The organism is Tepidiphilus olei (assembly GCF_006980705.1).
GTDB lineage: Bacteria > Pseudomonadota > Gammaproteobacteria > Burkholderiales > Rhodocyclaceae > Tepidiphilus > Tepidiphilus olei.
In genome coordinates, this window is record NZ_SBHO01000002.1 from 76,652 (window position 1) to 88,188 (window position 11,537).

An 11,537-nucleotide genomic window follows, 5' to 3' on the forward strand; every position below is an offset into this window, starting at 1 on the left:
TCTCTTAAGTGCTTTTTACTGAGGCTGCTGGAACTTGGCGGCACTCGCCCGGGCTTCTTCCCAAACGAGATCTTGGTAGGATGCGGCCCAATCGCTCACCGGCACCCACGCCTTGCCGTCCCATTGCGACACCCGGGCGTACCCTCCTCCTTGGTGGTCTTGCTCCGTGATCGTGACCGGTGGCAAAAACCCTTCGGCATCGAAATTACGGATCATCTCGAAGCCTGCCTTGAGTTTGTCTCCCGTGAGCGGAGGACCGAATTTGTCGAGCGCCAAGCGCACCGCTTCCGTGGTGATGAGCATATCGGCCACGCCCATGTTGTAGTAAGTATTGCCGACCACAGCCGGGTCCCCAACTCCTTTGCCTGCCGTCACCACTTTCTGCAAAATGCGCTGTAGGATAGGATGGTTACGACCAGATGGGACGACTTCCGCCCGTTTGATCCCGATGGCCGTGCTCTCACCCAAGTTTTTCATGTCCGTCTCGGCGAGCCAGACCACCGAGAGAATCTTCGCCGGATCGATCCCATTGCGCACCGCTTCACGCACCGAAACGATCTGTGAGTTGCCCGCCCCCCAGATGAACACGAAATCGGGACGATAGCGGCGCACGTCGGACCAAGCAGCCGATTGTTCATTGCCTGGGCTCGGGTACGCAAAAGTGCGCAGCTCGAAGGATTTTTGCGCCGCGAGCTTTTGCATCAGAGGGATGGGATCGCGCCCGAACGGGGAATCGATGTGCACGAAAGCAATTTTTTTCCCTTTGAGTCCCCCTTGGGCATCGTCGATGTATTGCAGCAAACGCGTCGCCTGCGACCAGTAAGTAGCCATCATGGGGAACACATAGGGGAAAACTTCACCGACGATGGCATCCCCCCGGCCGTGTAGGGGCGTGCCCAGCACCATGCGATCCTGCAGCACGCGCGGAATCAAAGCGTTGGCCACGGGCGTACTGAGGAACATGAAGTACACCGCCCCCTCGTCTCGCGCCCGTGTATAGAGTTCGATGCCGCGCTGCGGCTCGTTGCCATGATCGCGGACGAACACTTCGAAGCGATGTCCCCTGATGCCGCCTTCCTCGTTGAGCAACGTCAAGTAATCACGCTGCCCCTGACTGAACTCGACCGCTCCGAACGTGTAGACCTTAGTAAAATCGTGATTGAGCGCGAATTTGATGACCTCTTGCGCCTGTGCCACTGCCGTCAGACATACGGCGGCAAGGGCCGCTGTGAAGCGCACTAGCTTGGTTCTCTTTGTCATCGTGTCTCCTCCTTGTCGTTTCTGTTTCTTCTACAATGCCAAAACCTTCAGCGGCGAGAGTGCTTGAATGGCCAGACCAAGAAATAATTGCGTATGTTGTCATAGATCTTGGCCAGCCCGAGGGGCTCTGCGAGCAGAAAACCCAGGATCAATGCCCCGTAGATCATGAGCGGCAAATGGGAGAGCAGGTTGACCGAGACATTCAACCATCCGAAATCGGACAACATTGCTACGATGTTGGTGAGGATCATCGGTGCTAAAAGGACGAAACCCGCCCCCAAAAACGCCCCGATCACACTGCCCAATCCCCCCACCAGCACCATTGCCACGAGCTGGGTGGAGACATTGAAGCTGAATTGCTCCGGAGTCACCGCACGGTAGAAGCAAAACGCCAGGACTGCTCCGCTCATGCCTCCCAAGAAAGAGCTGGTGAAGAAAGCAAGAAGCTTGTAGCGAAAGGGGTTGACCCCGATCACCGAGGCAGCATAGTCCTTGTCACGAATAGCCACCAACGCACGGCCAAAGCTGGTGCGCTTGACGTTGAGCAGGAACACAGTGAGCAATACCGCCCAAGCAAGCGCGAAGTAATAGCGCACGAGATCGTTTTCCAAGGAGAAAAAGAGGATACGTGCCGAAGGTGCTTGCAATGTAGCATGCGCCCCACCCGAGATGGCTGGCACATTGATGATGAGCCAGTCGACCAGGTATTGCATCGCGAGCGTCGCCATCACGAGGTAGAGCCCCTTGACGCGCAGCGCCGCCGCTCCGAAAAGACATCCGATGAGCGCGGCAATGAGCCCTGCTCCGAGAAAAGCGAACTCGAAGGGCAATCCGAAACGTACGAGATGAATGGCAGAATAGGCGCCGATTGCCATTACGGCAGCATAACCAAAATGTAACTGCCCTGCCACGCCCATCAGTAAAGTGAGCGACAAGGTCGCAGCACTCCAGATGAGCCAAGGAAGCAGGTAGCTCTGAAGATAGAGGGCGGATAGATAGAATGGCGCAGCCAGCACCAGGAGTAAAATCACCCCAACTTGCCAGCGCTCGAACGGGATGGGCCATAGACGCCGCGTAGCCTCGTAGCGCGTATGATAGATACCGGATTGACGATAGAACATACTCATACCCTCTCGATGTCCTCACGGCCAAAAATACCGTAAGGACGTAGCAGGATGGTCAGGACGATCAGTACTGAGGTCACGACGTCTCGTGTCCCACCGCCGACGATGGGATCGAGATAGCCGGGTATCACCGACCCGAGGACGCCGACGATGATCCCACCGACGAAAACACCGAGCAGACTATCGATCCCGCCGAGGATCACCACGGCAATGGCAGGGAAGAGCAGCGCCGAGAGCGTCCAGTCCACTCCCTGCACTGAACCCCAGAGGGTTCCTGCCCCCACGGCGGCCACGCCGGCGATACCCCAGGAGATGCCGATCGCCCGCTCGACGGAAATCCCTACCGCCCAGCTGGCGACATGATCATCCGAGACCGCGCGCAATTTGGTCCCCAGACGCGTACGAAAGAATGCCGCTGCCAGTAAGATCAAAATTCCTGCGCTAATGGCGCCAATTAGATAGGCACGGTTGATGAACACGTCGGCAACGACGAGCGGTGCCAGGCCCAAGCCCAGATCGAGCCGCTTGGGTGCGGCATCGAATACGCCTGGCCCGACGCCGCGCAGCAAGATCTCCAACCCTAGCGTCAGCATCACGATCATTAGCACCGGTTGTCCGACCATACGCCGTAGGAGCCAACGTTCAATGGCGAGGCCGAACAAAAACATGAGCACCACCACGAATGGAATCGCTATCCACAAAGGCAGACCGAGCAAGGCGATCGTCGCCCACAGCAGGTAGCCCGCGATCATCACCATCGCCCCCTGGGCGAGGTTGGGAACGCCCGAAGCCTTGTAAATCATGGTGATTCCCAAGGCAACCAGGCTGTACATGAGACCCGTATTCAGGCCGTTGATGAAGAGCTCCAGCAGAAACAAGAAATCCATCTCACTCTCCCTGCGCCGGGGCGACGTCGTAGAGCCGCAAAAGGCGGGCGATGACGCCAGTCTCACCGGTCTCGTAGGTGATCGTCGCCTGGAAGTCGATCTCGTGACGCGCCGGGTCGTAGAGCGCCTCGAGGATGGGGGCGTAGCGCTCGTAGATCACTTTCCGGCGCAGCTTGCGCGTGCGGGTCACTTCGCCATCGTCCGGATCGAAGGGTTTATGCAGGTTGACGAAGCGGCGGATACGTTGTCCCGGCGGCAGCACGCCGTTGACGTGCGCGATGACCCCGGCGACTAGATCGTAGACTTCGGGCTTTTGCGACAGATCGGCATAAGAGGTATAGGCCACGCCGTGTTCTTCCGCCCAGTGCCCCACCGCCTCGAGGTCGATGCAAACGATGGCTGTGAGGTAGGGGCGGTTCTCACCGATGACGCAGACGTCCTTGACGTATTGGCTGAACTTGATGCGGTTCTCGATGTAGGTGGCGACATAGCGCTCGCCGGAGGCGGTATAAGCGACTTCCGACAGGCGCCCGAGCACGACGAGCGAACCGTCCTCTTCGAAGTAGCCGGCATCGCCCGTGTGCAGCCAGCCGTCTTCCAGGGCCTCTGCGCTCGCCTGGGGATTGTCGTAGTAGCCGTCGAAGACGTTGTCGCCACGCACGAGGATCTCGCCGCTGTCGGCGATCTTGACCTCTACGCCAGGGAAGGGTCGTCCGACGGTATGCAGCTTGACGTCGTCGGCCGCTTGAGCGGCGCACAGAGCGGTGTTTTCGGTTTGACCGTAGAACTGGCGCAGCGGCACACCGAGCGCGCGCAGGAAGAGGAAGTCGTCTTCGCCGATGGCCTCGCCAGCGGTATAGGCACGCTGGACTCGGGCAAGTCCGAGCTGATCGCGAATTGGGCCATAGATCAAAAAATCACCCAACCAGCGCCAGAGGCGCTCTACGAGACTTGGCTCATGCCCTCCAAGGCGACGGCGTTCCAAACTCGTCGCATAAGGCATGAAAATATCGTATAGCTTGCGTTTGAGTAGGGTGGATTCACTCATCCCCACCTGTATGCGCGTAATCATGCCGGACCAAGCCCGAGGTGAAGAGAGGAACATGGTCGGGGCGATTTCGCGCAGATCCCGCATCACGGTTTCTTGCCGCTCAGGGATGTTCACGGCGAAACGCAGCACGAAAGCGGCCCCGACCGAGAAAATATAGTCTCCAACCCATGCCATGGGCAGGTAGGCGAAGTGCTGCTCGCCTTCGATGAAATAGCCGGCTTGCGCCGCGTTGCGCACCGCCGAGAGCACGTGTCCGTGTTTGAGCGGCACCCCTTTTGGGACCCCTGTGGTACCGGAAGAGTGTAAGAGCACGGCTACGTCATGCGCCGAGGGTCGTTGCTGCAAATCACCGGCCAGGGTTGGTTCGAACTGCAGGCGCTCACGCCCCCGTTCGAGCACCGTGGTAAACGCCACGAAGCGCTCCGGCATTTTACCGGCAAGCCCACGCGGATCGTCATAGATCACCAAGCGGTAACGTTCACCGCGTTCCTTTTCGATTTGCAGTAGTTTGTCGACCTGTTCCTGATCCTCGACGATGGCACAGCGAACATCCTCGCGCTCGGCAAGGAGTGCAATCTCGTCTGGAGTAGCGTCGGGATAGGCTGGCGAAGCAATGGCCCGCAAGGCTCCCAGAGCGACCATGGAGAAATAGAGCGCGGGGCGGTTATCGCCGATGATCTGGACGATCTCGAAGGGTCGCACTCCGTAGGATTCGAGCCCGGCGGCAAAAGCAAGCACGTGTTCATGGTACTCGCGCCACGTGTACTCCTGCCAGATCCCACGGTCGCGCTCGCGCATGGCGACCTGCGTCGGATAGTGCGTGGCATTGTCGGCCAATACTTTCAGGAGATGGTCTTCCTTGCGCCAATCGTGGGGGCGCCAAGGCAAGGCAGGGGGCAGATCGTCAGGCCGCATCGCTTCCTCCGATGTAGGCGGCCACGACGGCCGGATCGTTGATGGCAGCCCGCGGTTCACCTTCGGCGATTTTTACGCCATCGTTGAATACCGCCACGCGATGACAAATCGAGGTGACGACATCCATATGGTGCTCGATGAGTAAGATGGTGAGATCACGGTCTTCATGGGCGTCCAAAATGAAACGCACCATGTACTCTTTTTCTTCCTGGTTCATGCCCGCCATGGGCTCGTCGAGCACCAGCAGTCGTGGCTCGGCAGCGAGCGCCCGAGCAAGTTCCACGCGCTTTTGCAGACCCAGGGGGATGACATCGACCGGCTCGTCGCGCACATCCTCGAGCTGCAAAAGGTCGATGATGTCCTCGACCTTGGCTCGGTGCGCCATTTCTTCCTTCTTTGCCCACCACCAATAACCGAGTGTGGCGAGCGCGCTCGGACGCATGTGGATGTGGCGTCCCACGAGGATGTTGTCGAGCACGGTGAGGCCGCGAAAGAGCGCCACGTTCTGGAAGGTGCGCGCCACGCCTTTTTGTGCGATACGATAAGGAGGAAGGCCGTTGATCTGCTCATCAAAGAGGAATATCCGCCCTTTTTGCGGCGGATAGAACCCAGTGACGCTATTGACGAGGGTCGTCTTGCCGGAGCCGTTCGGCCCCACCAACCCGAAGATTTCGCCCTGGAAAATTGCCAGATCGGGGCCCTTGAGCGCATGCAGGCCGCCGAACCATCGATTGATGTTTTCGCAACGCAGCGCAACGCTACGTGCGACTTCGGCCGTCGTCGCCACTCCTCCCTCCTATATTTGACATCGCGAATTTAGTTTATGCTGCGATGAATGTTTATTATCGTATCAGAGAAATAGTAGAGTAAGTCCGCCCGGAGGTCAAGAAGCAGCAACAGAAAAACATTATGGATGAATCAAACGCAACAGCTCATACTTTTCCAGCCGCCTGCAGGGCGGCGAACTCCTCGTCGGTGAAGAGCCGGGAACGAACGAGAAAACGTACTCCCTCGCCATTCTCCAGGGAAAACATCCCCCCCCGTCCTGGTACGACGTCGATGATGAGTTGTGTGTGTTTCCAATATTCGAATTGCGGTTTGCTGATGTAGAACGGCGCCCCGCCGATTTCACCGAGCAGCACGTCGTTGTCGCCGACGAGGAATTCTCCAAGTGGGTAACACATCGGAGAAGAGCCGTCACAGCACCCACCCGACTGGTGAAACATCACCGGTCCGTATTTTTCCTGGAGTTTCTTGATGAGTTCGAGGGCAGCTGGAGTGGCGATCACTTGGGGCGGGGGCTGTATGCTGGTGCGCTCCTCGGCCACGGTGTGTGTGGACATTTCTTCAGTCATCGGTTCTCTCCCGGTGGAAAGGGGCCGGGTCGCCCCCGGCCCGTACCTCAAAAGCGAGTGATGACGTGGAAGCCCGTCGTGTTGTAATTACTCATCGCCGTGAGTACGTCGTTGACTTCATCGAGTGCAACTTCGCGGCTGATGAGCGATTTCGGATTGAGCTTGCCCTGCGCCATGAGCGCGAGCAGGCCGGCATAGTCCGGATGCGGATTGCCGAAACTGCCGACGAACTCGGCCTCCAAAGCAACGAAGAGGTCGACCGGCAAGGGGATCATGCCTCCCTCTTCCTTGGTCGTGAGCCCGATCTGTACATGCCGACCGCCACGGCGCAGCGAGAGCACCGAGTTGAGCGTGGTCTGTTGGATACCCAAGGCGTCGATCGAGGCTTGCACCCCACCTTTGGTGATCTCTTTGATCGCCTCGGGAACTTTCTCACGCTTGGCATTGACGACGGCCACCGCGCCTTCTTGTTTGGCTTTTTCCAGCTTGGCATCGTCGATGTCGACGGCGATCACGTTCTTGCCCAAGGCGGCAGCGATCTGTACGGCCGATAATCCTACACCACCGGCTCCATGGACCGCCAGCCAATCCCCTGGTTTACCGCCGGCACGCACCACGCCATGGTAGGCGGTCATGTAACGGCAACCGATGGCGGCAGCCGCCTTGCCATCGATGTTTTCGGGCAGACGAATGAGGTTGAAGTCGGCATTGCGCACGAGCACATATTGCGCATAACCCCCATTGTAGCCGGTACTCAGCCCAAAAATGACGACGTTCTCGCAAATATTGGGCTGCCCTTTGAGGCAGTATTCACAATGACCGCAGGCGGAATGGAACGGGACGGTGACAGCATCCCCCTTGCGGTAGCGCTTGACATTGCTGCCGACCTCTTCCACCACACCGCCGATCTCGTGCCCGGGGACGATCGGCAGTTCGGGGGAAATGCCGATCCACGACCAATCGCCTTGCCAAGCGTGCCAGTCGGAGCGGCAGATGCCGCAGGCCTCGACGCGCAACACGGCATCATCGGGGCCGGGTTTGGGATTGGGTAGTTCATCGACTTTCAAGGGTTCACGGTGTTTGACCATCACGGCAGCTTTCATCGTCCCTACTCCTTTGTGTCCATAGAGGAGACCCTATGGCAACGCTGCCAGCGGGGCGAGTGGGTTCATTCCCTCGCGCCGCTGGCGAAAAACTCAGAAGAAACCGAGTTTCTTCGGCGAATAGCTCACCAGCAGGTTCTTCGTCTGCTGATAATGCTCCAGCATCATCTTGTGGTTTTCACGCCCAATGCCGGACTGCTTGTACCCTCCGAAGGCCGCGTGTGCCGGATAGAGGTGATAGCAGTTGGTCCACACCCGTCCCGCCTGGATGCCACGGCCCATGCGGTAGGCACGATTGATGTCGCGCGTCCACACCCCCGAGCCCAGACCGTAGAGGGTGTCGTTGGCGATCGCGAGCGCCTCGGCTTCATCCTTGAAGGTGGTAACCGCCAGCACCGGGCCGAAGATCTCCTCTTGGAAGATGCGCATCTTGTTGTGCCCTTTGAAGATCGTGGGCTTGACGTAATAGCCGCCGGCGAGCTCTCCGGGCAGCTTGGCTTGTTCACCGCCGATGAGGCACTGCGCCCCTTCTTGTTTGCCGATGTCGAGATAGGAGAGAATTTTCTCCAGTTGTTCGGAGGAAGCCTGTGCGCCGATCATCGTCGTCGGATCGAGCGGGTTGCCCTGCTTGATCGCTTTGACACGCTCCAGTGCCCGCTCCATGAATTTGTCGTAGATCGATTCTTGGATGAGCGCGCGCGAGGGGCAAGTACACACTTCGCCCTGGTTGAGCGCGAACATCACCATACCCTCGATCGCCTTGTCGAAGAAATCATCGTCGGCCACGGCGACGTCTTCGAAGAAGATGTTGGGCGATTTACCGCCGAGCTCGAGCGTGACCGGGATGAGGTTCTGGCTGGCGTACTGCATGATGAGCCGCCCGGTGGTGGTCTCACCGGTGAAGGCAATCTTGGCGATGCGCGGGCTGGTGGCTAGCGGCTTGCCCGCTTCCAGACCGAAGCCGTTGACGACGTTGACCACACCCGGCGGGATGAGGTCGGCGATGAGTTCCATCATCACCATGATGCTGACAGGGGTCTGCTCGGCCGGCTTGAGCACGACGCAGTTGCCGGCCGCGAGCGCCGGGGCGAGCTTCCACGCTGCCATCAGGATGGGGAAGTTCCAGGGAATGATCTGCCCGACCACGCCCAGCGGCTCACGGAAGTGGTAAGCCACGGTGGTCTCGTCGATCTCGGAGATCGTCCCCTCTTCGGCGCGCAAGCACCCAGCGAAATAGCGGAAGTGATCGATCGTCAAGGGGATATCGGCTGCCAGCGCCTCGCGGATCGGCTTGCCGTTGTCGACGGTCTCGGCATAGGCAAGTTTTTCCAGATTCTGCTCGAGACGATCGGCGATTTTCAACAGGAGCGCCGCGCGCTGCGCTGGTGGCGTCTTACCCCATTTCTCCTTGGCGGCGTGCGCGGCATCGAGTGCGAGCTCGATATCCTCGGCGGTCGAGCGCGCCGCCTGGCAATAGACTTTACCGGTGATCGGGGTGACGTTGTCGAAATACTGACCCTTGACCGGCGGCACCCATTTTCCGCCGATGAAATTGTCGTATTTTGCCTTGAACTGGACCGGGGCGGAAGGATCGCCAGGAAACGGATAAGTCATGTGCTCCTCTCCTCTTCTCTTTTACAAATGATGGACGAACTCCGTGCACCTCGATCGAGGCGCAGGCATTCAAACATTGCAAGTACCGTGCCAAGCTTTTTCTTATCTTTGATTCAAGAATTTTTTGCTATGCTGTACCAAGAAAGCGTCGCAAAACGAGACACCGATTGTCTCAGTGTCTTGAATTGTTGAATGCGAATGAGAACGACGACGCAAACAAGTCCAAGGAGGAACGAGGAATGACGACACTGACCCCATCTCCCGAAGCGGTCGCACTCGCCCGCCGGACTTTTGCCGAAAGGGGTGAGATCTCCTCGCTGCGCTTGACCCCGGAGATCGAGCGCTCCTGGCGCCGTTGTCGGGCACTCGGTCTCTCCTGCGAGCGACACCCCTCCCCTGAAGAAGGACTAGTCGACACGCCTCGCCTCACCCTCGCTCGCGAACAACTGGAAGAATGGCTGCGTTACGCCCGTCCGGTGTTCGAGAGCGTCTTCGGGGATCTGCAGGCAGGGCGCAGCATCCTCGTGCTGGCCGACTCTGAAGGCGTCATCGTCGAGACAACAGGCGACCCGCGCTTTCTCGCTCGAGCCCAACGGGTGCATCTGGCACGCGGCGCGATCTGGCACGAAGGGGTGCGCGGCACGAATGCCGTGGGCACGGCGATCGCCGAAGGGGCGCCGGTCGAGGTGCTGGGGCCGGAGCATTATCTGAGCTGCAACGAATTTCTCGCCTGCACCGCCGCCCCGCTCTTCGACGGCACGGGCCGCTTGGCGGCGGTGCTCGACGTCTCCTGCGATTGGCACGACCATCATCCGCACACCCGCGCTTTGGTCAATACTGCGGTTCGCCTCATCGAGAATCACGCCATCGCCGCCCGCCACCGCGGCCTGCGCATCCATCTCCACCGTAACGCGCACGCCTTGGGTAGTTTCGTCGAGGATGCCATCGTCTGCGTGTCGGAAGAAGGGCAAGTCGTTGCGGCCAATTCCGCCGCTCGCCGCCTCTTCTCCTTACGGAGCGAAGATTTCGGCAACCTGCCCATGGAGCGACTCTTTCGCTGCGCCGCTCCGCTACCGCGCGGCGACGAACCCGTGTTGCTATACGATCACCAGGGCAATCCCCTCTATGCGCGCTTCGAGGGGCAACGCGCGCGCGTCGTGATCCGCCGTGCCGATTCCCCGCCGGCGAGTGACGCCCTGGCCGAGCTCGACACCGGCGACGAGGCGCTGCACCGTGCCATCGTCCACGCCCGAAAGGTGCTCGACAAGGACATCCCCATCCTGTTGCGCGGCGAGAGCGGCGTGGGCAAGGAGCTCTTCGCCCAGGCCATTCATCGCAGCTCCCCGCGGCGCAACGAGCCGTTCGTGGCGGTCAATTGCGCCGCGCTGCCCGAAGCGCTCATCGAGGCCGAGCTCTTCGGCTATGCGCCGGGCGCCTATACCGGTGCGCGCCGCGAAGGCAGCCTTGGGCGCATCCGCGAGGCGCACGGCGGCACGCTCTTTCTCGACGAGATCGGCGACATGCCGCTCGCGCTGCAGGGAAGATTGCTGCGGGTGCTGGAGACGAAGGAAGTGGTGCCGCTGGGCGGCAAGCCGGTGCGCGTCGAGTTCTCCCTGATCGCGGCCACGCACCGCGACCTGCCGGCCGAGGTCGAGGCGGGGCGATTCCGCGCCGATCTCTATTACCGGCTGGCGGGTCTGACGCTCACCCTGCCGCCGCTGCGCGAGCGCAGCGACCTACCCACCCTGGTGGAGCGCATCTTGCGCGCTTGTGCGCCGGATCGGGACCTGCGGCTCGCACCCGAAGTGGCCGCCGCCTTCGCGTCCTACCCCTGGCCGGGCAACGTGCGCGAACTCGCGCAAGCGTTGCGCGTGGCCGCAGCCCTGGTGGATGAGGGCGAGACGGTGATCGGCTGGGAGGCGCTGCCAGAGGGGCTGGCGATGGCGTTGCGGCCACGGGCCGGCATGTCCCCCTCCCTGCCGCAAGGGCGGGAAGAGACCTTCGAACTGGCAACCCTGTCACGCGCTGCGATCGAGCGGGCGCTCGCCGCGAGCCGGGGCAACCGCACGGCGGCAGCCAAGCGCCTGGGTATCAGCCGCGCCACGCTCTATCGCAAATTGCGCGAGATGGGCGGACGGCGCGCCGACCGCTAGGGGAGACGCTGATGAAATGAGCGAGCGGGATGAAGCGCAAGGCGCACGGAGCGCAGCGACCGAGACATATCGAGT

Annotated in this window: 9 protein-coding genes; 1 reads left to right on the plus strand and 8 read right to left on the minus strand. The window is 60.3% G+C overall.

Annotation, left to right across the window (positions count from 1 at the left end; genetic code table 11):
* Positions 1 to 15: 15 nt before the first annotated feature.
* The 8 genes from EPD80_RS03500 to adh form a co-directional block, all read right to left on the minus strand.
* Positions 16 to 1,260, minus strand: coding sequence for an ABC transporter substrate-binding protein (locus EPD80_RS03500; protein WP_142809482.1), 1,245 nt, complete (start codon positions 1,258 to 1,260; stop codon positions 16 to 18).
* 47 nt (positions 1,261 to 1,307) lie between these two features.
* On the minus strand, positions 1,308 to 2,381 hold the full coding sequence (locus EPD80_RS03505; RefSeq protein WP_142809483.1) for a branched-chain amino acid ABC transporter permease: 1,074 nt from the start codon (positions 2,379 to 2,381) through the stop codon (positions 1,308 to 1,310).
* Positions 2,382 to 2,383: 2 nt separating this feature from the next.
* Positions 2,384 to 3,271 (minus strand): branched-chain amino acid ABC transporter permease, encoded by an 888-nt coding sequence (locus EPD80_RS03510; protein ID WP_142809485.1) that lies wholly within the window; start codon positions 3,269 to 3,271, stop codon positions 2,384 to 2,386.
* A gap of 1 nt (position 3,272) precedes the next feature.
* Positions 3,273 to 5,237, minus strand: a complete 1,965-nt coding sequence (locus EPD80_RS03515; protein ID WP_142809487.1) for an AMP-dependent synthetase/ligase — start codon at positions 5,235 to 5,237, stop codon at positions 3,273 to 3,275.
* Complete coding sequence (locus EPD80_RS03520; RefSeq protein ID WP_142809489.1) at positions 5,227 to 6,024, minus strand: ABC transporter ATP-binding protein; 798 nt, start codon at positions 6,022 to 6,024, stop codon at positions 5,227 to 5,229. The genes EPD80_RS03515 and EPD80_RS03520 overlap by 11 nt, the downstream gene beginning before the upstream one ends.
* A 145-nt stretch (positions 6,025 to 6,169) precedes the next feature.
* Positions 6,170 to 6,580: a DUF779 domain-containing protein gene (locus tag EPD80_RS03525; protein WP_142809847.1), complete on the minus strand. Its 411-nt coding sequence runs from the start codon at positions 6,578 to 6,580 to the stop codon at positions 6,170 to 6,172.
* Positions 6,581 to 6,639: 59 nt separating this feature from the next.
* Positions 6,640 to 7,695 carry a zinc-dependent alcohol dehydrogenase family protein gene (locus EPD80_RS03530; RefSeq protein ID WP_142809491.1) on the minus strand — a complete coding sequence of 352 codons (1,056 nt, stop codon included), beginning with the start codon at positions 7,693 to 7,695 and terminating at the stop codon, positions 6,640 to 6,642.
* A gap of 93 nt (positions 7,696 to 7,788) precedes the next feature.
* The gene (adh, locus tag EPD80_RS03535; protein ID WP_142809493.1) at positions 7,789 to 9,309 is read right to left on the minus strand and encodes an aldehyde dehydrogenase; all 1,521 of its coding nucleotides are present in this window, start codon (positions 9,307 to 9,309) and stop codon (positions 7,789 to 7,791) included.
* A gap of 239 nt (positions 9,310 to 9,548) precedes the next feature.
* Here adh and EPD80_RS03540 point away from each other — a divergent pair, with 239 nt between their 5' ends.
* Positions 9,549 to 11,462: a sigma-54-dependent Fis family transcriptional regulator gene (locus EPD80_RS03540; RefSeq protein WP_142809495.1), complete on the plus strand. Its 1,914-nt coding sequence runs from the start codon at positions 9,549 to 9,551 to the stop codon at positions 11,460 to 11,462.
* The last annotated feature ends 75 nt before the right edge of the window (positions 11,463 to 11,537 follow it).

Coding starts and splice junctions, on each gene's coding strand:
- EPD80_RS03500 (WP_142809482.1), bottom strand. CDS start 1,260: ATGACAAAGAGAACCAAGCTAGTGCGCTTCACAGCGGCCCTTGCCGCC.
- EPD80_RS03505 (WP_142809483.1), bottom strand. CDS start 2,381: ATGTTCTATCGTCAATCCGGTATCTATCATACGCGCTACGAGGCTACG.
- EPD80_RS03510 (WP_142809485.1), bottom strand. CDS start 3,271: ATGGATTTCTTGTTTCTGCTGGAGCTCTTCATCAACGGCCTGAATACG.
- EPD80_RS03515 (WP_142809487.1), bottom strand. CDS start 5,237: ATGCGGCCTGACGATCTGCCCCCTGCCTTGCCTTGGCGCCCCCACGAT.
- EPD80_RS03525 (WP_142809847.1), bottom strand. CDS start 6,580: ATGTCCACACACACCGTGGCCGAGGAGCGCACCAGCATACAGCCCCCG.
- EPD80_RS03530 (WP_142809491.1), bottom strand. CDS start 7,695: ATGAAAGCTGCCGTGATGGTCAAACACCGTGAACCCTTGAAAGTCGAT.
- adh (WP_142809493.1), bottom strand. CDS start 9,309: ATGACTTATCCGTTTCCTGGCGATCCTTCCGCCCCGGTCCAGTTCAAG.
- EPD80_RS03540 (WP_142809495.1), top strand. CDS start 9,549: ATGACGACACTGACCCCATCTCCCGAAGCGGTCGCACTCGCCCGCCGG.